16 protein-coding genes are annotated in these 22,114 nt (G+C 61.2%); 6 read left to right on the forward strand and 10 right to left on the reverse strand.

Annotated features, from left to right (window positions below):
* The first annotated feature begins 741 nt into the window (after window positions 1-741).
* Window positions 742-1,104 carry a DUF6124 family protein gene (locus PspCFBP13508_RS17215; RefSeq protein WP_137215211.1) on the forward strand — a complete coding sequence of 121 codons (363 nt, stop codon included), beginning with the start codon at window positions 742-744 and terminating at the stop codon, window positions 1,102-1,104.
* Between the two features lie 58 nt (window positions 1,105-1,162).
* Here PspCFBP13508_RS17215 and PspCFBP13508_RS17220 read toward each other — a convergent pair whose 3' ends face one another.
* From PspCFBP13508_RS17220 to PspCFBP13508_RS17260, 8 genes are all read right to left on the reverse strand, one after another.
* The gene (locus PspCFBP13508_RS17220) at window positions 1,163-6,880 is read right to left on the reverse strand and encodes a membrane-targeted effector domain-containing toxin (protein WP_137215212.1); all 5,718 of its coding nucleotides are present in this window, start codon (window positions 6,878-6,880) and stop codon (window positions 1,163-1,165) included.
* Window positions 6,881-7,011: 131 nt separating this feature from the next.
* Entirely contained in the window at window positions 7,012-8,727 is a 1,716-nt protein-coding gene (gene nagE / locus PspCFBP13508_RS17225) for an N-acetylglucosamine-specific PTS transporter subunit IIBC (RefSeq protein WP_137215213.1), read from the reverse strand.
* Between the two features lie 23 nt (window positions 8,728-8,750).
* Entirely contained in the window at window positions 8,751-11,264 is a 2,514-nt protein-coding gene (gene ptsP / locus PspCFBP13508_RS17230; protein ID WP_137215214.1) for a phosphoenolpyruvate--protein phosphotransferase, read from the reverse strand.
* A gap of 148 nt (window positions 11,265-11,412) precedes the next feature.
* Window positions 11,413-12,435: an SIS domain-containing protein gene (locus tag PspCFBP13508_RS17240; protein ID WP_137215215.1), complete on the reverse strand. Its 1,023-nt coding sequence runs from the start codon at window positions 12,433-12,435 to the stop codon at window positions 11,413-11,415.
* A complete protein-coding gene (nagA, locus tag PspCFBP13508_RS17245) occupies window positions 12,416-13,522 on the reverse strand; it encodes an N-acetylglucosamine-6-phosphate deacetylase (protein WP_137215216.1) in 1,107 nt (368 codons plus the stop codon). Before nagA ends, PspCFBP13508_RS17240 begins: the two co-directional genes overlap by 20 nt.
* A gap of 29 nt (window positions 13,523-13,551) precedes the next feature.
* Window positions 13,552-14,283 carry a GntR family transcriptional regulator gene (locus PspCFBP13508_RS17250; RefSeq protein ID WP_130910689.1) on the reverse strand — a complete coding sequence of 244 codons (732 nt, stop codon included), beginning with the start codon at window positions 14,281-14,283 and terminating at the stop codon, window positions 13,552-13,554.
* A gap of 283 nt (window positions 14,284-14,566) precedes the next feature.
* Window positions 14,567-15,082 (reverse strand): L,D-transpeptidase family protein, encoded by a 516-nt coding sequence (locus PspCFBP13508_RS17255; RefSeq protein ID WP_137215217.1) that lies wholly within the window; start codon window positions 15,080-15,082, stop codon window positions 14,567-14,569.
* Between the two features lie 76 nt (window positions 15,083-15,158).
* On the reverse strand, window positions 15,159-15,710 hold the full coding sequence (locus tag PspCFBP13508_RS17260; RefSeq protein WP_130910691.1) for an NUDIX hydrolase: 552 nt from the start codon (window positions 15,708-15,710) through the stop codon (window positions 15,159-15,161).
* Window positions 15,711-15,857: 147 nt separating this feature from the next.
* Here PspCFBP13508_RS17260 and PspCFBP13508_RS17265 point away from each other — a divergent pair, with 147 nt between their 5' ends.
* The 5 genes from PspCFBP13508_RS17265 (at window position 15,858) to purT (ending at window position 19,137) form a co-directional block, all read left to right on the forward strand.
* A complete protein-coding gene (locus PspCFBP13508_RS17265) occupies window positions 15,858-16,457 on the forward strand; it encodes a CoA pyrophosphatase (RefSeq protein ID WP_016771547.1) in 600 nt (199 codons plus the stop codon).
* A 39-nt stretch (window positions 16,458-16,496) separates the two neighbouring features.
* A complete protein-coding gene (locus PspCFBP13508_RS17270; protein ID WP_071174483.1) occupies window positions 16,497-17,021 on the forward strand; it encodes a gamma carbonic anhydrase family protein in 525 nt (174 codons plus the stop codon).
* On the forward strand, window positions 17,018-17,233 hold the full coding sequence (locus PspCFBP13508_RS17275; protein WP_130910693.1) for a DUF1289 domain-containing protein: 216 nt from the start codon (window positions 17,018-17,020) through the stop codon (window positions 17,231-17,233). Before PspCFBP13508_RS17270 ends, PspCFBP13508_RS17275 begins: the two co-directional genes overlap by 4 nt.
* Window positions 17,234-17,387: 154 nt before the next feature.
* On the forward strand, window positions 17,388-17,855 hold the full coding sequence (locus tag PspCFBP13508_RS17280; RefSeq protein WP_016771544.1) for a VUT family protein: 468 nt from the start codon (window positions 17,388-17,390) through the stop codon (window positions 17,853-17,855).
* Between the two features lie 100 nt (window positions 17,856-17,955).
* Window positions 17,956-19,137, forward strand: coding sequence for a formate-dependent phosphoribosylglycinamide formyltransferase (gene purT, locus PspCFBP13508_RS17285; RefSeq protein ID WP_024011715.1), 1,182 nt, complete (start codon window positions 17,956-17,958; stop codon window positions 19,135-19,137).
* A gap of 98 nt (window positions 19,138-19,235) precedes the next feature.
* Here the strand turns inward: purT and PspCFBP13508_RS17290 are convergent, their stop codons facing one another.
* Window positions 19,236-20,552, reverse strand: coding sequence for an MFS transporter (locus PspCFBP13508_RS17290; protein ID WP_016771542.1), 1,317 nt, complete (start codon window positions 20,550-20,552; stop codon window positions 19,236-19,238).
* 316 nt (window positions 20,553-20,868) lie between these two features.
* Window positions 20,869-22,110, reverse strand: a complete 1,242-nt coding sequence (locus tag PspCFBP13508_RS17300; RefSeq protein ID WP_137215219.1) for a transporter associated domain-containing protein — start codon at window positions 22,108-22,110, stop codon at window positions 20,869-20,871.
* Between the last annotated feature and the right edge of the window lie 4 nt (window positions 22,111-22,114).

Below are 22,114 nucleotides of genomic sequence, written 5' to 3' on the forward strand. Positions count from 1 at the left end.
ACGGTCGCTGCGCTCCCACGCCCGGATCAATCCCTCCACTCAGCCTTCCGACGTCGCCGGTGGATCAAGATCAAGAGCAGGCGAGCTGACACTCGGCCTATTGAGTGGTGAAAAGCGTGTGTGTCCGGCTTTTGATTTGTGTTGTTGCTGCCCCTCACCCCAGCCCTCTCCCGAGGGAGAGGGGGCCGATTTTGTGTGGTTTGCAAATCCTGAGTTCAACTCGGACTTTCACGTCGGCGTACCTCGCCTGAACAACTCGGTCAGTCCCTCTCCCTCTGGGAGGGAGAGGGGGCCGATTTTGTGTGGTTTTCAACTCCTGAGTTCAACTCGGACTTTCACGTCGGCGTACCTCGCCTGAACAACTCGGTCAGTCCCCTCTCCCTCTGGGAGAGGGCTAGGGTGAGGGTGGCGATCTGGAGTGTGTTTAAAGCAGTGTCTGAGTTCGCAGAACCTTCCCACAAGGTTTTCAGGTTGTCCGTCGGACGTGCGATCTCTAGTCTTTTGGTGTCGCCGAAACTTCGGCGATCGGGTGTGAGAACCCTTAGGAACTGTTAATCCACAATCAGTACCACCATAATCGCCGCCGGCATTCCTGCTGTCTGCATTGTTATGGCGGCTGTGTGCGGGCGGACTTCGGTCCGGCCGGGCTTGTTCCTACCGGTTTCTCACCCCGCACACTGCTGCCACCACTCCGCCGCGTGAGAAACGGCAAGTGATTGGCTATTGATGAGGAACGTATCAATGTCAAAACCTGTCCCCGACCCACCCCTCGAACCCTCACCCCCCCTCGAACAAACCATCCGCGCCGACGACCTCGCCAAGAACCGCGAAGCGATCAAGCGGGCTCTGGATTTTTACCTGTGTCCGCAGCCGAGCAAAGCGCACCCTCCCAGTACCATGTTTGTGATCCAGCCCGAAATCGACACCGAAACCCTGCTCGCCCATGCCTGTGAGTCACTTGCTTCAGCCAACACCCTGGCCAGTGATTTCGCCGATCAGTTGGGGCGACCGCAGCGCAATACGGCGCTGGCGATTCAGCAGATCATCATGCTTGCCGAGCTGGCGGTGAACCGTGCGCTGGATCGGGTGGATCCCCAGGCATGAAAAAAACCACTGGGCCGTCAAGCCCAGTGGTTTTCCACGACGTGCAATCGCTCGGGTGTCACGTCACCGGTGTCAGGTTCACGTCTGTTACAAGCATGTCGATCAACAACCGCAGGTATTTGAAGCTCTCACCTTTTTTCTCCCAACGATCAACGAATAACAGACCCTTGTCATTGACCTGGATCGGCGTGACAACGATCTCGCCATTGCGGGATCTATGCACAACGCTAGCGTTGCGGGTATCTGCATTTTCGATCAGGAAATCCCCGGTTCGGGTCAGTTTGCTGCGACTGACCGATGGCGTCGCGGCAGGCTTTTTCGTTCCGGGGACGGCCACCTCCATGAGAAAGTCGCTGCTCAAGGCCTGTACGTTGGCCTTGCTCTTGTCGCTGACAAACTCCCACGAGCCACGGTGGATGTCCCTGGCCAGCTCAGGGGCCGTGTCGCGTACGTGCAGGCTGACGGCTGAAAGTGTATCGGCCAGACCTGGCACGCCGAGGTTGTAATTGGTGTGCGCGCTGCCGATGAGGGCCACCCATTTATGCGGCCCGTGAGCCAGTTGATCGGCTTCGATCACTTGGGTCGCGAAATAGCTGAACATCTCGTTTCGGGAGATTTCCACGTCATGTATGCCCTTGAGGTGGTAGGACGCCGTGCAATCGAGTGCCCTGATGCGCATGTTGTATTTGGCTGCGGCCTGATAGACCTCTGTGTACGTATCGCTCCCTTGGTAAAAGCGCATGTGGCCGTGATCCTGGCGCTGCAGATACGCCTTAAGCCTGTCCGGCATGCGCTGGGTGCGCAGGAAAGTATCGAGATCGGCCTGGTGCAGGTCGGTGAACACGTGCTCGACATATAACGTGTCGTACCCTGCTTCCTTGAGGGCTTTCATGTGCTTTTTCAGCAGCGCTTTGCTGGCTGTATCGCTGTGGGTTTCGCCGATCAGCAGATTCAAGCGTGCGTCGGTCAATTGCCGCAAAAAAACCTCGAATGTGCAGTCGGAGGTGAGCAACGGCAGGATAGGCGCATCGGGAGGGGCGTAAGCAGTGAAGGCGTCTCTGGCCGCTTTTTCCAGACGGTCGCGCTGGGCAATGAAAGCCTCGTAGGCCGTTCTTTCACTCGGTACTGTCGGGGTGTAATACGAGTTCATGGAGTAGGGCCTTTGCAACATTTCAGCAATGTCGTTGCGCAGTGGCGCAGCAACATCGAATTCACTGAAGTGGTCAACGGCAGCCGCTGCGGCGGACGGCCTGGAGGCTGGCAGAGGCGCCATGTATGTACTCGGCATCTGGACGAGAAAATCACCTTGCGCTGATGCATCTCCGGCGATGCCGCCGGGCGCATCCCTGGCAATGCGCGCGGGTTGGTACAGGTCGACGTCTTCAATGCGCACGGCCACGGCATCGTGAAGATCGGCAAGCCCCGGTGTGTTGTCGAAGGTGCTCATCCGCGATTGTTCCGTGAGCACGATCCAGCGTTCGTCTGGCGCGTCAACGCTATCGCCAGCAAGGATTTTGTGCGAGTAGAAATTTCGCACGCTGTTGCTTCTCGGCGTCAGAGGCGAGAGCTCGGACATGACCATTGCGCCCTCGACCCGGTAGCAGGTGGAAGCATCCAGCGCGCTGATTTTCAGGCCTTTTTCCCGTGCCGCGCGCACCAGCGCCTCGTAGGAGAACGTCGCATCGCAGCCCAACGCCTTATCCACGGCTTGCAGATGCTTGCGGATATGCAGCCAGGATTTGCCCGCGTTGAATTTTTCCAGTTTGAGCGGGAAGACGTCTCCGGGCAGGTATTCGATATAGAGACGCCTGTAGCCGTTTCTGACCAACGCATCCAGATTCTGGATCAGCGCTTGTTTACTGGCGATCGAGGCGGGCACCGCGCCGATTACCAGGTTTTTGCCCTTGAGCGCATCGCTGGCGATCAGTTGGGCAAACGATATATCGGCGCCGACATCAGGGACCTGCGGGCGTGCGGGTAGCGAGGCAAGTTCGGAAAAATGCTGCGTGGCATCCTTGGTCAGCTTCTCGACCTGCGTCAGGTAGGCTCTGCGCGTCGAGGACATTTCACTGACAGCCCCGGCGACGATCGACTCGGGACGGACCATGTAGTCCGCACTGCGCTTGAGCAGCTCCTCTCGAGCTTGCGGATTCATCACCGTTTCGATGCGTTCGCGATATTTGGCCGCCACACCGTAATCTGTGTGCGGGCCGGAGGCCTGCGGTAAGGTTTCATACTTCGGCGCCCCCCCGCTGATGCCACTGCGCACCATCCTGCCTTCTGAATCACGCACTGCCAGAATACCGGTCGAGAACAACCTGCCACTGTCCGGGTCAAGGCGATGCAACAGATAGCGTCCGAGGGCATCGGGCTGGTTCGACGCCCACAAATTCTGTGCCCTGAATACCACCGGCTGCATGTCCGCCGGAGCTGCGACCGGAGCCACTTGATCGATCAGTGTCACCACATTGCGTTGTTCGTTGCTGGCACTGGCGCTGATTCGGCGCAAAGGGCGGCGCACAGGTTTGAGCGAGCGCAGGGCGGGACGCAGGTCAGTCAGTACCGCGCCGGCACTGTTGAACCAGTAACCGAGCAGATGCCCGAACGCTTCATTGGTATCGCCCTGGCGGTAGGCATGCAAAGCGAGCATGGCGTCCTTGAACGCCAGCAGCAGGCCAGTGCTCAGACTCAACAGCGGGAAGGGCGCGGTGGCAATGGCGAGCACCCATTCGACACTGGTCCAGATCAGACCGGCGATCATCTCGGTACGGCTCGTGGTAGTGGCGTGGACATTGTCGATCCGGCGCTGCAATTTCATGTTGTACAGCGCAGTACGTAAATCGCTGACAGGTTTTACCGACCGGGTCGAGTCGTAACGTGCCGGGCTGGGCATGGAGATATTGAGGCTGTCGGGTAACTGTTTTCTTGCATTTTCGAGGAAGGTGCGAACCCGGGCCTGGCCACTGACACCTACCCGCAGCGTGAGGTATTCAATCAGGCCAGGCTGTTTCTTGAGCAGATAATTGAACTGTCGTGCCTCACGAAAACCGATGCCGTCCGGCGCATCGGGTGTGTAAAGCAGGACCGGGTTTTCGGCATGGCTGAACAGCCACACATCAATTATCCATTCGCCATCGATCATCATCCGGTGCAGCGCGTATTTCGTGCGCACAGGTCCCGAGGTCTCATCCATGCTGGTAATACTTTGCTCCAGCCATTGCAGATCGTGACTGGTGATGCTGCCTCGCAGCCGGCTTTCCAGCGCAGCGCTTTTCATCTGCCGCTGGGTAATCGCCAGCGTCGCGTTGCGTCTGAAAGCGTAGCCCTCGCTGGTTGAACCCTGCAGTTCCTTCTTGACCTTGTCGGTGTAGCGTTGGCCGATCCATACGCCAGTGACCGAGCGCGCTACTTTCTGCGCGGTCAGGAGGCTGATATCGATACCTGGCGGCCCCTTGAAGCGAGCCGAGCTGGAAAATTTTTCATCGAGAAAACCGACGCCGTCGGCATAGCCGTCGCGATACAGCTGTGTGTAGGTCATCGGCGGCGGTGTCGACGAACGCACCATCGAGGGTGGCGAATAGGCCCAGACGGTATCCGGGTCGACGTCGTTGGCCGGGCGCTGCAGCAGGCGGTTCAGGCTGATCCGGGCTTGCTCGTGGACAAAATCGATAAACGCCGGGAAACGTCCGCCCGACAGTGGATGGTCATTGAACTCACGCAGGGCGCCCTCGGCATCCTCGGTCAATGTCGTGAGTTTTCTGCGGTCGGCCATGCTGGTCCGGCGATACCACGGCGGCGTGCTGAAATCATAATCGTCAAGACGCGTGGCCAGTACATGCTCGGCCATTGCTCGCAGGCAATCGGAGTGACTGCCGATATGTTCGAACGTGACCCTCTGATGTTCCAGCGATCCAGGCTTGAAACTCAGGCCGGCCAGCACTTTGCGCAGGGTCGGGCGAAAGCGCATGGGCGCACGGTTGATCAGGTAACCCGCCATGCTGTCAGCGACATCGCTGTGCCTGGCCCAGCTCAACAGCTGGGACTGGCACTCGCGCTCACTGCCGAAAGCCTGGAACTGTTGCTCGCGAGGTGCCTGAGGCGTACACAGCAATATCCGCGTGATCGCGCCATTCGCATCACTCTGGCGCAGCACCCACAGGTCCAGCAGTTGCGCCCCATGCACGCAAAGGGTGGCGGCCTGCAGTTGGCTGTCGCTGGCGCTGCGCAGACGCTCGATCAGTTGCAGATCAGTGTCGAGCAGGTGCCCTTGCAACGCTGCCGTATGCGCGAGCGCGACGATGCGTTGATCGAGCATCTTTTCGATCGCCGGCTTTATCGTGGGCCGCGCCTGCATATCTTTTTGCAAGCTGGCGTAGTCGACGCGAGGTTGCATCTTGAGCGCTTGTTCGACCAGCCATGCCGGAGTCACGTCCGCGTACATTGCTGGCAACGGCGCGTCATCGTAGCTGAGCGTGGTGTAGCGCAAAAACTCCGAACCGGGCAGTTCATCGCCGGTGTGTGGCCCGCGCAAGGACAGATCGAGCAAATTGGATCGATGCACATAAACCCCATAGCCCGGCACTCGGCGATCGGTGCTGATATGCAGCTTGTGCGGTTCGAGGTCGTCGATCTCCAGGTCATCACTCAGGCGCTCCAGCCATTGGTGGCGAGCAAGCGCCGCCAGGCTGCCCGTCGGCTCCATCAGATCAAGCAGATGCTGACGCGCACGGTTGTAGTTGGCGACATGCTGCGTGAGTTCTGTCTGCCTGTCGGGACTGGCGCTGCGATACCAGTCCGGCGCGCTGTAGCGCAGGTGGCGCTCGAACAGGGTCTGGGCACGCAATTGAAGACGCGCGGTGAGATCAGGCAGTGCCGCAGCGATTGCGCGCTCCAGGGCGCTGACCAGTAACTTGGGATCTTGCTGCGGATTGTCGGCGAAGCTCAACGCCCGTTCGATGTCCTGGGTGCGTTTTTCGATCAGCGCGTCGTAGGTGTGCTCGAACAACGGCTTGCTGTCGATGGCTGCAAGTCGCAGCGGCCAGATCCCCGCGGCGCCGACGTCGTGGTAGCGCGTCGGCAACAGGGACATGAACTCGTCGCGACCGCCGGGCTGGTTCAGGGACGCACGCAACTGGCTATCGAGGTCGGCCAGAGAGCTGAAAAACTCGAGACCGCGCACGGGTGTGAACAGTACGGCAAAGCCAACGCTCTGGTCTGTCAGCAGATCGCTGACCCGGGGAGTGTCCTTTTGGGTGACGACAAAGGCGCCGGCCAGCTCGACGCGGCTGCCCTGATAGCTGAATTGCAGCGCGTACATTGCCGGACGCAGCATCGGCCCCAGTCCGAGTTTCTCCAGAAGCTCGCCGGCTTGCGGGTGCAACAGTCGGTCGGTCACGGCTTGCCGCGCTTCGTGCTCAATGGCGGTGAATCCAGCATCGTATTTGAGGAAGGTTTTCGCCGGCTTGCCGTCGATCTGATCGCGCAGGTCCATGTTGATCAGTTGGGTGTTGAGCCTGATCTTCTGGGTTGCGATGAGCTGTTTGCCTTCCGCGGTTTGCAGATCGCTGGTTTCCAGCGCCTGATAGAGCGCTCGGCTGCGTTGCAAAAAGCCGTTACGGTAAGTGGTGAGCTGTTCGTTGAGACGTTTCAGGTAAGTCTGTTCAGCGGTCGGTTTTTGTGCGGGAAGCAGTGGGGTCGGGCTGTCAAACAGATAGTCGCTGATCTGGTTGACGTTGCTGTTGATCTCTGCGGGTGTTGGGGATTTTGCCGGGGTCACGGGCGCTCTCCAGATTGGGAATGAGCGCTCAGCATGGCGAGGGGGGCGTGGAGGAGGGTGGTACATACGTATGGAGTGTGGAATCTGCGGAGCTGGCGAGCCTGATCGCGAACAGGCCCGCCAACCCTCGTTCAAACCTGCGCGCTGACCTCTTGGCGATTCACCAACCCTTCCAGCGCGCAGCTCAGACTTGCTGCCTTTTCACCCACCAGCAAATGCCAGATCCCACCGTCCAACTGGCTGACACCCTGGCAGCCCAGCGCTTGCAACTGCGCCTCTGACAACGTCTTGCCATCGGCCAGTTGCAGGCGAATGCGGGTCATGGCGATGCAATCGAGCTGCAGCACATTGTCGCGACCGCCCAGTGCATTCAGCCATTGCTGAGCCTCGTTGCTTGTAAGCACAACGGTCTTCGGTTCATCGGCAATTACTGCGGTTTCCACCAACGTTGTTCGGCCCAGCGCAGGCATGGCCAAGCGGATTTCATCGGCAATGCTGTCAGCCAGCGGCCCGACCACGACCTGCAGACTGCCGCCCTTGCCCGGGCGCACCACCGCCATCGCGCCCAGCGCTTTCAGCTCGGCATCCGAGGCCTTGTTGCGATCGACCATCTCCAGGCGCAGTCGGGTCGTGCAGGCGCCGACGGTGAGCAGATTCTCGGCGCCGCCCAAGGCTTTGATATACGCACTGGCGCGTTCGGTTTCCGAAAGCACGGCTTTTTCTGCCGTGGCCACGTCTTCGCGTCCCGGCGTCTTCAGATTGAAGCGGCGGATACAGAAGTCGAAGACCAGGTAATAGATGACCGCGTAAGCCAGCCCGACCGGCACCACCAACCAGCCATTTGTGGACTTGCCCCAGCCGAGAATCATGTCGATGAAGCCACCGGAAAAGGTGAAGCCCAGATGAATGTTCAGACCGTTGGTGATCGCCATCGACAGCCCGGTCAGCAGCGCGTGCAGGAGGAACAACAGCGGTGCGAGAAACATGAAGGCAAATTCGATCGGCTCGGTCACGCCGGTCAGAAACGAGGTCAGCGCCATCGACAGGAAGATCCCGCCCATCACCTTGCGCCGCTCCGGCAAAGCGTTGCGATACATCGCCAGGCACGCGGCGGGCAGGCCGAAGATCATCATCGGGAACATGCCGGTCATGAACTGGCCGCCCTTCGGATCGCCGGCAAAATACCGCGACAGATCGCCGGTCACCAGCGCGCCGGTGGTCGGGTCGGTGAAGTTGCCGAAGACGAACCACGCCATGTTGTTAAGGATGTGGTGCAGGCCGGTGACGATCAGCAAACGGTTGAAGACGCCGAAGACGAAGGCGCCAATGCTGCCGCTTTCCATCATCAGCGCGCCGAACGCATTGATGCCCTGCTGGATCGGCGGCCAGATATAGCCGAACAGCACGCCCAGCCCCACCGCCGCGAACCCGGTGACGATCGGCACGAACCGCCGGCCACCGAAGAACGCCAGATACTCCGGTAGCTTGATGTCCTTGAAGCGGTTGTACAGCGCGCCGGCCAACAGGCCGCTGACGATCCCGGCGAGCATGCCCATGTTGATGGTCGAGTCGAGCACCTTGAGCGTGGAGATCATCACCAGATAACCGATCACCCCGGCCAGGCCGGCGGTGCCGTTGTTGTCCTTGGCGAAACCGACGGCGATGCCGATGGCAAAAATCATCGCCAGGTTGGCGAAGATCACTTGCCCGGCATCGTGAATGATCGCGATGTTCAACAGGTCGGTGTCGCCCAGGCGCAGCAGCAGGCCGGCAATCGGCAGGATCGCGATCGGCAGCATCAGCGCGCGGCCGAGGCGTTGCAGGCCTTCGATGAAGAGTTGGTACATGGCGTTTGTCCTTTTTGTTTTTGTTAGCGCAGAGGCCAATGTTGATGACAGGCGTGGCGAACGGCGGCGGCGCTGGAGAGCTTGAGCAAGTCGCGGCTCAGGCGCTGACATTCGGCTTCATGCAACTGACGTACGCGGTCCTTGATTTCACCGATCTGCACCGGGCTCACCGACAGTTCGGTGACGCCGAGGCCGATCAGCACCGGCGTGGCCAGCGGGTCGGAGGCGAGGGCGCCGCAGACACCGACCCAGCGCTTGTGCACCGCCGCGCCTTCGCAAGTCATGGCGATCAGGCGCAGCAACGCCGGGTGCAGGGCATCGACCCGCGCCGCCAACCCGGCGTGATCGCGGTCCATGGCCAGGGTGTATTGCGACAGATCGTTGGTGCCGATCGAGAGAAAGTCGGCGTGTTCGGCCAGTTGTTCGGCTTGCAGCGCGGCGGCGGGGACTTCGATCATCACGCCGATTTCCGGGCGCTCGGCAATGCCCATTTCAAGCCGCAGTGCATCGACGCGCTGGCGGATGTGCAGCAGTTCGTCGACCTCGGTGACCATCGGCAACAGAATCCGGCAACGCGACAACGGCTTGACCTGCAGCAGCGCGCGCAGTTGCTGATCGAGAATTTCCGGCCGCGCCTGGGCCAGACGAATGCCGCGCAGACCGAGCACCGGGTTGGCTTCGGCCGGCAGTGGCAGGTAGTCGAGTTGCTTGTCGCCACCGACGTCGATGGTGCGGATGATCACCGGCTTGTCGCCCATGGCATCGATCACCGCTTGATAGGCGCTGCGCTGTTCCTCGACGTCCGGTGCCGTCTGGCGATCAACGAAGAGAAACTCGGTGCGCAACAGGCCGACGCCATCGGCACCATTGGCAAAAGCGTCTGCCGCTTCGTTGCTTGAGGCGACATTGGCGACCACTTCGATGTGCACGCCATTGCGCGTTTCAGCGGGCAAATGGGCTTTGGCCTGTTGGCTGTCGCGGCGCTGCTGGCGCTGGATTTGTGCCTGTTGCACTTCGCTCAGGCGTTGCGCATTCGGCGTCAATTCGAGGCGCCCGTCGTCAGCGTCGAGCACCACGGCCTGATCCTGCGGCTGCTCAAGCAATTGCGCGCCCAAAGCGACGATGCACGGCAAGCCTTTGCCGCGCGCCAGAATCGCTACGTGCGAGGTCGCGCCGCCCTCGGCCATGCACAACCCGGCGACACCTTGCGCGCTGAGTTGCAGCAGATCCGATGGCGTCAGTTCATGGGCGGCAACAATGGCGCCGGCCGGCACCTGGTATTGCCAGGCCTCGCCAAGCAGGGCACGCAGCACGCGTTGCTTGAGGTCGCGCAAATCGTTGGCACGTTCGGCCAGCAGCGGACTGCCGGTGCCTTGCAGCATGTCGCACTGGGTGTCGATCGACTGACTCCAGGCATGGGTCGCTGCGGTGCCTTGTGCGATGAATTGCTGCGCGGCGTCGAGCAGGGCCGGGTCTTCGAGCAGCGCCATGTGTGCAGCGAAGATCGCTTCTTCGTCGGCGTTCTTGTGCTTTTTCGCCTGGGCGAGGGTGGCGGCGATTTCGCTGCGCACCGCGTTCAATGCCGTTTCAAGCGTCTGCTGCTGTTGCACTGGATCGTGATGGCCCGTATCCGCCGGCAAGGTGATCGCGTTCAAGCGAAACAACGGCCCGGCGACCAGCCCCGGCGCCGCGCAAACACCGTGCAACACGCCAGCCTCGGCCGGGCGTTTCAGCGCGGCTGTGGTGGTCGGCGCTTGCCCGTGATGATCGTCCGGCAGCGCCGTGGCCAATGCGCTGAGCAAGGCTTGCAGCGCGGCATCGGCGTCCGGTCCCTGACAACTGACCTGCACCTCATCCTGCTCGCCAATGGCCAGACCCATCAAACCGATCAGGCTGTTGCACGGCGCCGATTTACCGTTGAAGTGCAGCTGTGAATGGCTGCTGAAACTCTGGGCGGTCTGGCGGATCAGCGCAGCCGGGCGCGCATGCAAGCCGCCGCGATGAGCGACCCGCGCCTGGCCACGAACCTCAGGCCCGCCGCTTGTATCGGTATTCGCCGCCACCACATTGCGCGCGATGATGTGCAGCAACGGCTCGCCGACTTTCACCGCTTTGAGAGTGATCGGCCGCACCTGAAAATCCGCGCTGTTGGTCAGGATCAACAGGCTGACCAGGCTTTTGCAGTGCTGGCCGACCTTGTCCAGGTCATAGCGCAGCAGCGGCTGACCGAGGCTGACGCGATCGCTTTCCTTGACCAGCATGGCGAAACCTTCGCCGTTCAATTCAACGGTGTCGAGGCCCAGGTGCAGGAGGATTTCCGCACCGTTGTCGGCGCGCACGGTCACCGCGTGGCTGCTGCGCGCAACGTGGATGACCACGCCGGCGCAGGGCGAATACAGCGTGTCGTTGAGCGGGTCGATGGCGATGCCGTCGCCCATCGCGCCACTGGCGAACACCGCGTCCGGGACGTTGGCGAGCGTCAGCACCGGGCCGCTGAGCGGGGCGCTGAGGGTCAGCTCTTTATTGTTGTCGGGCATGGCTGGGTCTCATCAGTTGAATCTCGGTTCGATGTCCCCTGTAGGAGCTGCCGAAGGCTGCGATCTTTTGATCTTGTTTTTATGGGTCGAGATCAAAAGATCGCAGCCTTCGGCAGCTCCTGCATGGAGTTACGTCCTTTAGCCGCTATCAGTGCGTGCGGGTCACTTTGCTCAAATGGCGCGGCTGATCCGGGTCCATGCCCCGCGCCACGGCCAGGCCTGCGGCCATCACGTAGAAACTCTGGATCGCCAGAATCGGATCGAGGGCCGGGTGTTCGGCGCGGCTCAGGGTCAGGTCGCGTTCGCTGACGTCATCCGGCGCGGCGAGCAAGACCCGGGCGCCGCGCTGGCGCATTTCCGCCGCCAGACTCAGCAGGCCGGCCTGCTCGGCGCCGCGTGGGGCGAAAACCAGCAGCGGATAGTGTTCGTCGATCAGTGCCATCGGGCCGTGACGGACTTCGGCACTGCTGAACGCTTCGGCCTGAATCGCCGAGGTTTCCTTGAATTTCAGCGCCGCTTCCTGGGCAATCGCGAAACCGGCTCCGCGGCCGATCACCATCAGGCGCTCGCAACCGCGCAGGGCTTCGATGGCCACGCTCCAGTCCTGTTTCGCCGCTTCGCGCAGGCCTTCTGGCAGCGCATCGTGGGCTTGCAGCAATTCGCTGTCCTCTTTCCAGTGCGCGATCAAGCGCGCGCTGGCGCTGAGGGTGGCGATAAAACTCTTGGTCGCGGCGACGCTGCTTTCCGTGCCGGCGAGCAGCGGCAGGCTGAATTCACAGGCCGCTTCCAGTGGCGAATCGGCAGCGTTAACCATCGACACGCTCAGCGCGCCACGCTTGCGCAACAGGCGCAGGCTGTTGACCAGATCCGGGCTCTGCCCCGACTGCGAAAACGCAAAGGCGACCTGACCGCTGACTTTCAGTGGCGCCTGCTGCATGGTTACCACCGACATCGGCAACGAGGCCACCGGCACGCCCAGTTGCTGCATGGTCAGGTAGGCGAAGTAGCTCGCCGCGTGGTCGGAGCTGCCACGGGCGACGGTCATCGCCACTTGCGGCGGCTGACGGCGCAGGCGCCCGGCGATCTCGATCATCGGCGCGTCGAGCTGTTGCAGCTGTGCTTGCACGGCCTCGAACGAGGACAGCGCCTCTTCAAGCATTTTTGAAGTCAATGTCTTCTCCTTCGACCATGACGGCGGTCAGTGTGAGTGAACGATCGAGCCGCACGCAGTCGGCCCAGGCGCCGGGGGCAAGGCGCCCGCGTTCGGTGATGCCGAGGTAGTCGGCGGGAAATTGCGACAGACGCTGCGAGGCTTCGGCGATCGGCAAACCGATCTTGACCAGATTGCGCAGGGCCTGATCCATGGTCAGGGTGCTGCCGGCCAGCGTGCCGTCGGGCAGGCGCACGCCGCCCAGGCATTTGGTCACGGTGTGGCTGCCAAGCTTGTATTCACCGTCGGGCATGCCGGCGGCGGCGGTCGAATCGGTGACGCAATACAGGCACGGGATCGAGCGCAGCGCCACGCGGATGGCGCCAGGGTGCACGTGCAACAGATCGGGAATCAGCTCGGCGTATTTGGCGTGGGCCAGTGCTGCGCCAACGATGCCCGGCTCGCGGTGATGCAGCGGGCTCATGGCGTTATAGAGGTGGGTGAAACTGCTGGCTCCGGCAGCCAGCGCGGCGACGCCTTCCTCGTAGCTGCCGAGGGTGTGCCCGATCTGCATGCGGATGCCACGGCTGCTCAGCTCACGGATCAATGCATCGTGACCGGCGATTTCCGGGGCAATGGTGATGACGCGAATCGGCGCCAGCGCCAGATATTCTTCGACTTCGGCCATCAACGCGGTGTGGGCGAAGTTCGGTTGGGCGCCGAGTTTTCCCGGGTTGATGTAAGGGCCTTCAAGGTGCACGCCGAGGACTCGCGCGGCGCCTTTCGGACGCTGTTCGCAGAATTCTCCTACCTCTTTGAGAACGCTGGAGATCTCCGCGCTCGGCGCAGTCATGGTCGTGGCCAGCAGCGAAGTGGTGCCGAAACGCACATGGGTTTTGCTGATGGTTTCGAAGGCTTCGGCGCCCTCCATGATGTCTTTGCCGCCGCCGCCGTGCACATGCAGGTCGATGAAACCCGGCAGCAGATAGGGCAGATCGTTAGCCGCCGGATCGCAGGGCACGCCTTCGATCGACACGATCTTGCCGTGTTTGTGAATCAGCCGGCCGCGAACCCAGCCGCTGGCGGTGAGGATGTTGTCTTCGGACATTTCGCTTCTCTCGTTTGGCTTGCTGCTGATCAGCGGCGAAGCTCTGCAACAAAGTCGTAGTAGTCGTTGCGGCAATAGGTGTCGGTGACTTCGATCGGCGTGTTGTCTTCCAGATAGCCGACCCGGGTCATCAGCAGCATGGCGGTGCCGGGGGCGATGCCGACCAGTGCGGCGAATTCGTCCGAGGCGTTGATTGCCTGGATGTGCTGAAGGGCGCGGACGATCGGTTTGCCGATGCCGTCGAGGTATTCGTAAAGCGAATCGCCCACCGCTTGCGGCCTGGGCATGATTGAGGCGGGCAGGGTGCTCATCTCGATCGCCATGACCGTGTCATCGGCTTTGCGCAGGCGCTTCATGCGCGCCACCTTGTCATTCGGCGACAGGCCGAGGCGGATCAATTCTTCGTGGGTCGGCAGGGTGATTTCCCGCTCCAGCCATTTCGAGCTCGGCACGAAACCTTTCAGGCGCAGCATTTCGCTGAAGCCGGACAGACGCGACAGCGGTTGTTCCAGGCGTGGGGTGATGAACGTGCCCGAGCCTTGCAGGCGGCGGATCAGGCCTTGCTCGAGCAAGACTTCCAGCGCCTTGCGTGCGGTGACCCGGGAAATGCCGAGCTGGTCGCTGAGGTTGCGCTCGGACGGCATCGCCTGTTCGGCCTTCCACTGCCCGGCATGAATCGCCGCTTCCAGATTGCGCGCCAGCTGCAAGTACAGCGGCGTCGGCTGGGCATCGTCAGGACGTAGGGATTGGAGGTCGTTCATGTAGGTCGTTTCCGCCGCGAGTATAGGATTGTTGTGGCTCGCTTGTGCGACGGAAGCTAATACCACTTGAATACCATGTCAACGCCATGAATCGGCGTCTGGCCCAATGGATTGGCGGCTTTCAGAGGGCGTTGTTTAAAGTGGTATTAGTGTTGGCCTATAAAAAGCAAAAGATCGTAGCCTGCGACAGCTTCTACAGTTGAGAGTGGTATCACCCCTGTAGGCGCTGTCGCAGGCTGCGATCTTTTGATTTATTTTTTTTTGCGGTGACCAGCGGTCGAGGTTACGGGCGAATCTCGATCATCGTGCCGTCCGGTACCAGGTTCCACACTTCACGCATGTCGACGTTGCGCATGGCGATGCAGCCGTCGGTCCAGTCGAGGGTATGGAACAGCTGTTCCGGATTGTCTGCCGAATCCGGAGTGCCGTGGATCATGATCATCCCGCCGGGCTCGACACCTTCACGGCGAGCACGGGCGGCATCGCTGATGTTCGGGTAGGAGATGTGCATCGACAGGTTGAATTTGTCGCTGGTCTTGCGCCAGTCGATCCAATAGAAACCTTCGGGTGTGCGTTTGTCGCCCTCGATCAGTTTCGGGCCTTTCTTCGCGCCCTTGCCCAAGGAGATGCGATAGGTCTTCAGCGGCTTGCCGTCGGCAATCAACTGCAGTTGGTGGGCTGATTTGAGTACCAGGACTTTTTCGATCAGTGGAGTGCTCGAGGGCGTCACGGTGGTCACGAATGACGCTTGCGAAACGCTGACGAACGACAGGCACAACAGGGCAAGCAACCAACGCATTGAAACGATTCCCCAAGAATGACGCAGACACATAGTGATAGATGCAGGTGTGGTTATCGGCAGGGTGCCGCGAAGCTCAAGTGATCGCTGGCTGCACCAGTGGCGGAATCGACTCCGAACGCACCGGGTAAACCTCCCTGCGCCGATCGGCAAAGAAACATTCCAGCGTGCGCCCGACCGTGCGGAAAGCCAGCTCGTCCCAGGGAATGTCGGCTTCTTCGAACAGCTGCACTTCAAGGCTTTCCGGCCCGGCCGCATACTGCAGATCGGCCAGTTCGGCGCGGAAGAACACATGCACCTGGCTGATGTGCGGCACGTCGATCAGCGTGTAGATGCTCAGGTTGCGCACCCGGGCGCAGGCTTCTTCGGCGGTTTCGCGGATGGCGGCCTGCTCGATGGTCTCGCCGTTTTCCATGAAGCCGGCAGGTAGCGTCCAGTAACCGAGACGCGGCTCGATGGCGCGGCGGCAGAGCAGCACTTTCGTCCCCCAGGTCGGCACGCAACCGGCGACGATATTGGGGTTCTGGTAGTGAATGGTCTGACAGCTGTCGCAGACAAATCGCAGCCGCGAGTCGCCTTCGGGAATGCGCTGGGTGACCGGGTTACCGCAGTGGCTGCAAAATTTCATGCTCGGGTTCCTGAATGCTGCGCCTATCTTGGCGTGCAGCGGGGCCGGTCGGCAAGTTGTCGTTTCGCGACACGACGGGTTTCGGGGGCTTGGGCGCTCGCTTTGATTGGTGCATGATGCGGAGCAAGGCACCGATCGAGAACACTCATGCTGGACGAGCTACTGCATAGGGTAAGCAACCACACACCGCGCACGCTGGAGACCGACGCACGTTTTCCCGAAGCCGCCGTGCTGGTGCCGATCACCCGCAGTGACGAACCGGAACTGGTCCTGACCCTGCGCGCCAGCGGGCTTTCCACCCATGGCGGCGAAGTTGCCTTCCCCGGAGGGCGCCGCGACCCGGAAGATCCGGACCTCATATTCACCGCCCTGCGCGAAGCCGAAGAAGAGATCGGCCTGCCGCCGGGCCTGGTCGAAGTCATCGGCCCGCTGAGTCCGCTGATTTCCCTGCACGGCATCAAGGTAACGCCGTATGTCGGCGTGATTCCCGATTTTGTCGAATACCAGCCCAATGATGCCGAGATCGCCGCCGTCTTCAGCGTGCCGCTGGAATTCTTCCGCAAGGACCCGCGTGAGCATACCCATCGCATCGATTATCAGGGCCGCAGTTGGTACGTGCCGAGCTATCGCTTCGGCGAGTACAAGATCTGGGGCCTGACGGCGATCATGATCGTCGAGTTGATCAACCTGCTCTATGACGCCAAAATCAGCCTGCACCGACCGCCGAAAAGCTTTATCGATACCTGAGCCGTCGTTCGAACGGCCGTGAGCCCTGAGGAAAACAAGATGAAATACCGCCTGGGCGACGCCCGTGTCGAAACCCATCCACAGAGCTGGGTCGCGCCCAATGCCGTGCTGGTGGGCAAGGTTCGCCTGGAAGAGGGCGCCAACGTCTGGTTCAACGCTGTGTTGCGCGGCGACAACGAACTGATCCTCATCGGCAAGAACAGCAATGTGCAGGACGGTACGGTGATGCACACCGACATGGGTTACCCACTGACCATCGGTACCGGCGTGACCATCGGCCACAACGCGATGCTTCACGGTTGCACGGTCGGCGATTACAGCCTGATCGGCATCAACGCGGTGATCCTCAACGGCGCGAAGATCGGCAGGAACTGCATCATCGGCGCCAATTCGCTGATCGGCGAAGGCAAGGAAATTCCCGACGGTTCGCTGGTGATGGGCTCGCCGGGCAAAGTCGTACGTGAACTGACCGAGGCGCAAAAGAAGATGCTCGAAGCCAGCGCCGCGCACTATGTGCATAACTCGCAGCGTTACGCCCGCGATCTGGTCGAGCAGGAACAATGACGACTGTTGAACGACCAGTCGCCTCGCCTTGCGTGAATATCTGCGCGCTGGACGAAGAAGATGTTTGCACCGGGTGCCAGCGCACGGTCGCAGAGATCACCCGCTGGGGCCGCATGAGCAATGACGAGCGCCGGGTGGTGCTGGGGTTGTGTCATGAGCGGGCGAAGGCGAGTGGATTGGTCTGGATGATTCCCGCGAAGTCAGGCGTCTGAACCACCGCTTTCGCGAGCAGGCTCGCTCCCACCTTGAAAATGCATTCCACTGTGGGAGCGAGCCTGCTCGCGAAGACGTCGGTCCTGTCACCGCACCTATTGGCGCAATACCAGCGCTCAAGTAACCTGTGCGCCACATTTACAGGCCGCCCCCATGATCTTCCTCATCGCCTACATCAGCAGCGTCGTGCTGATCAACTTCGCCTTTTCCACCGCACCGCACCTGGACATCATCTGGTCGGCCTGGGGCGGGCTGGTGTTCGTGCTGCGCGACATGGTGCAAACGCGCTTCGGTCATGGCGCGATCGTGGCGATGCTGGCGGCACTGGTGCTTTCCTACATCACGTCCGACCCTTCCATCGCGCTGGCCAGCGCCACGGCGTTCGCGGTCTCCGAGTGCATCGACTGGCTGGTGTTCAGCATCACCAAGCGGCCGTTGCGTGATCGACTGTGGATCAGTTCGGCGCTGAGCATTCCGCTGGATACCTTCATCTTTTTCGGCATGATCGACGCCTTGACGCCGCCGGTGATCATCACCGCGCTGGCCTCCAAGTTCGCCGGCGTTACCGCGGTCTGGCTGATCATGGCCTGGCGTGATCGCAAACAGGCTGTCGCCAGCTGAAGCCAAACCCTCGGGTTCATGTAAAATGCCGCGCTTTCTCCCCATGGAAAGCGCACCTGCGTGGCTTTCCTCGATGATCCGCTTCCCTTGAGGACCTGAGATGACCCGTATCGGAACTCCATTGTCGCCAACCGCGACCCGCGTATTGCTGTGTGGCTGTGGTGAGTTGGGCAAGGAAGTGGTAATCGAACTGCAGCGCCTGGGCGTTGAAGTGATTGCCGTCGACCGCTACGCCAACGCGCCGGCCATGCAAGTCGCCCATCGCAGCCACGTGATCAACATGCTCGACGGTGCTGCTCTGCGTGCAGTGATCGAAGCCGAGAAGCCGCACTTCATCGTGCCGGAAATCGAAGCCATCGCTACCGCCACGCTGGTCGAGCTGGAAGCTGAAGGCTTCACCGTGATTCCGACCGCGCGTGCGGCGCAGCTGACCATGAACCGCGAAGGCATCCGTCGTCTGGCTGCCGAAGAGCTGGACCTGCCGACCTCGCCGTACCACTTCGCCGACACCTTCGAGGACTACAGCAAAGCCGTTCAGGACCTGGGGTTCCCTTGCGTGGTCAAGCCGGTGATGAGTTCGTCGGGCAAGGGGCAGAGCCTGCTGCGCAGCGCCGATGACGTACAGAAAGCCTGGGATTACGCGCAAGAGGGCGGTCGCGCCGGCAAAGGTCGGGTGATCATCGAAGGCTTCATCGACTTTGACTACGAAATCACCCTGCTGACCGTGCGCCACATTGGCGGCACCACGTTCTGCGCACCGGTCGGCCACCGTCAGGAGAAGGGCGACTATCAGGAATCCTGGCAGCCGCAGGCCATGAGCCCGATTGCTCTGGCTGAATCCGAGCGCGTTGCCAAAGCAGTCACTGAAGCGCTGGGTGGCCGTGGTCTGTTCGGCGTCGAGCTGTTCATCAAAGGTGATCAGGTATGGTTCAGCGAAGTCTCGCCACGGCCGCATGACACCGGTCTGGTCACGCTGATTTCCCAGGACCTGTCGCAATTCGCCCTGCATGCCCGCGCCATACTCGGTCTGCCGGTGCCGCTGATCCGTCAGTTCGGCCCATCGGCGTCGGCAGTGATTCTGGTGGAAGGCCAGTCGACCCAGACTGCATTCGCCAACCTGGGCGCTGCGTTGAGCGAGCCGGACACCGCGCTGCGTCTGTTCGGCAAGCCGGAAGTGAACGGCCAGCGCCGCATGGGCGTGGCGCTGGCGCGGGATGAGTCGATCGAGGCTGCTCGCGCCAAGGCGACCCGTGCGTCGCAGGCGGTTGTTGTAGAGCTGTAAACCGGGTCGCGGCAACTATTCGCGAGCAGGCTCGCTCCCACATTTGGAATGCATTTCCCTGTGGGAGCGAGCCTGCTCGCGAAGCTTTTGATCTTCTGTCAGGCAACCTGATTCAGATCGTTGTTGCGGGTTTCCTTCAAGCACAGCACCGCAATCAGACTCAACACCGCCGCCGCCGACACATACCCGCCGACATAGCTCAACCCACCCATCGCCACCAGTTTCTGCGCAAAGAACGGCGCCGCCGAGGCTCCGACGATCCCGCCCAGGTTGTACGCCGCCGAAGCACCGGTATAACGCACGTGGGTCGGAAACAGCTCAGGCAACAGCGCGCCCATCGGTGCGAATGTCACGCCCATCAAAAACAGCTCGATGCACAGAAACAGCGCCACGCCCCAGGTCGAGCCCTGCGTCAGCAATGGCTCCATCAGAAATCCAGACAGAATCGCCAGCACGCCACCAATGATCAGCACCGGTTTGCGCCCGTAACGGTCGCTGGCCCAGGCTGACAATGGCGTCGCGGCGGCCATGAACAACACGGCAAAGCACAGCAGGCCGAGGAACGTTTCGCGGCTGTAACCCAGCGTCGATACGCCGTAGCTCAGGGAAAACACTGTCGAGATATAGAACAGTGCGTAGCAGACCACCATCGCCGCCGCACCCAGCAGTGTTGGAGCCCAGTATTGGCTGAACAACTCGACCAGCGGCACTTTCACTCGCTCCTGACGAGCGATCGCATTGGCGAACACTGGCGTTTCATGCAGCTTGAGGCGCACATACAGGCCAACCATCACCAGCGCCGCGCTGAGCAGAAACGGTATACGCCAGCCCCAGCTGCGGAACTGTTCATCATCCAGCGTCATCGCCAGGGTCAGGAACAGACCGTTGGCCGCCAGAAAACCAATCGATGGCCCGAGCTGCGGGAACATGCCGAACCACGCGCGTTTGCCCTTCGGCGCGTTTTCCGTAGCCAGCAGCGCCGCGCCGCCCCATTCACCGCCAAGGCCCAGGCCCTGACCGAAACGCAGCACGCACAGCAGAATCGGCGCCCAGGCCCCAATGCTGTCATAGCCCGGCAACACGCCAATCAAGGTGGTGCACACGCCCATCAACAGCAGCGAGGCGACCAGCGTCGACTTGCGCCCGATGCGGTCGCCGAAGTGGCCAAACAGTGCCGAACCCAGTGGTCGGGCGAGGAAGGCAATGCCGAAAGTGAGAAAAGCGGAAAGCATCTGCGCCGTGCCGGAGGTCTGCGGAAAGAACACCGGCCCGATCACCAGCGCCGCAGCAGTGGCGTAAACGTAGAAGTCGTAGAACTCGATAGCGGTGCCGATGAAGCTTGCCGTGGCCACGCGGGTGGCGGAGTTGGTCGGCTGGGCAGGCGCGGTTTCGCTGTAAGCGGTATGGGTCGTCATGCGGTGATCCCTGACAGTCATGAGCTCCAGTGGAGCGAATTATTATGGTCGAACACCCAGGGATGTGGGGTAGGGCGCGAGCGCTGTTTCGAGTAGGAACAGTCGTCGGTTTGCAGCGGAAACAGTCAGGATCCGGGCAGTGCCGGGTAGGCACAGGGATCGACGGCGCTTGGGTAAGCGTCCCGATTATAGGAAGGGGGCTAACGATCAAACAAGCGCAAAAGATCGTCCGATCGCGGTCCGAGCCTTCGGCAGCTCCTGTAGATGAACGCATTCCACATGTAGGAGCTGCCGAAGGCTGCGATCTTTTGATCTTTTATCTTGCAGGCACCAGAGCAGGCACCGATGAGGTCAGCCAGATCAACACCTTGCTCACCCGGTTCTCCTCGGTCTCGAGGATTTCCAGTCGATAACGCCCGATCTTCAGGCACACCGCGCTTTCCGGAATGGTTTCCAGCGCTTCGGTGACCAGGCCATTGAGCGTCTTCGGCCCGTCGCTCGGCAGATGCCAGCCCAGGCACTTGTTCAGGTCGCGGATCGATGCGGCGCCATCGATCACCATACGCCCGTCGGCCTGGGGATGGATGTGCGGATTGTCGAGGCTGTGCTCGCTTTCGAATTCGCCGACGATCTCTTCGAGAATATCTTCAAGGGTGACGATGCCCAGCACTTCGCCGTACTCATCGACGACCATGCCAAGGCGCCGCTGCTGCTTGTGGAAGTTCAGCAATTGGAGCTGGAGCGGCGTGCTTTCCGGGACGAAGTAGGGCTCGTAGCTGGCGGCCAGCAGTGCCTCGCGGGTCAATCCGCCGTTGCTCAGCAAATGGCCGATCTGGCGGGTGTTAAGCACCGCTTCGACCTGATTGATGTCGCTGTGAAAAACCGGCAGACGCGTGCGCTTGTTCTCGCGCAGTTGCTCGATGATCTCTTCGATCGAATCGTCGAGGTTGATGCCATCGACGTCACTGCGCGGCACCAGGATGTCGTTGACCGTGATGTTGTCCAGCGCATGAATGCCCGACAGCGGGTGGCTGCGCACGGGATGGTCGTGATCCTCATCGTGATCGGCCGGCACCTCGTCCTCGCTCTGTTGCACCACCTGAACCTTGCGCGTGAACGGGGTCATCAACAAAGCGCTGACCCGGCTGAACAGCCACGCGAACGGGTAGACGATTTTCATCGGCACGGTCAGCAGGGCATTGCCGAACGCCAGCACCGCGTCGGGATAGCGCCGGGCCACGGTGCGCGGGAAATAATCAGCGAACACCAACAGGATGCCACCGGCGCCCAGGCACGCCGCCCACGGGCCGTTTTCTTCGCAGAGGAAAATCGCCAGCAACGTCGCGATGATCACCGCGAGAGCGCGGCACAGGGTATTGCAGAGGATCAGGCTGTCGAGCGGGAAGCTCAGCTTCGCCAGCGGTTTATCGCTGGCGCGCGAGGCGATACGTTGCGCGAGCAGGTGCTGCTGCGCGATTTCGACGGCGGTAAACAGCCCTGACCATAAAATCAGCAGGACAAATACCGCGAGCATCGGCCCTATGGGCAAACCGTCCATTTAT

The organism is Pseudomonas sp. CFBP13508 (assembly GCF_005233515.1).
Taxonomy (GTDB): Bacteria; Pseudomonadota; Gammaproteobacteria; order Pseudomonadales; family Pseudomonadaceae; genus Aquipseudomonas; species Aquipseudomonas mercuritolerans.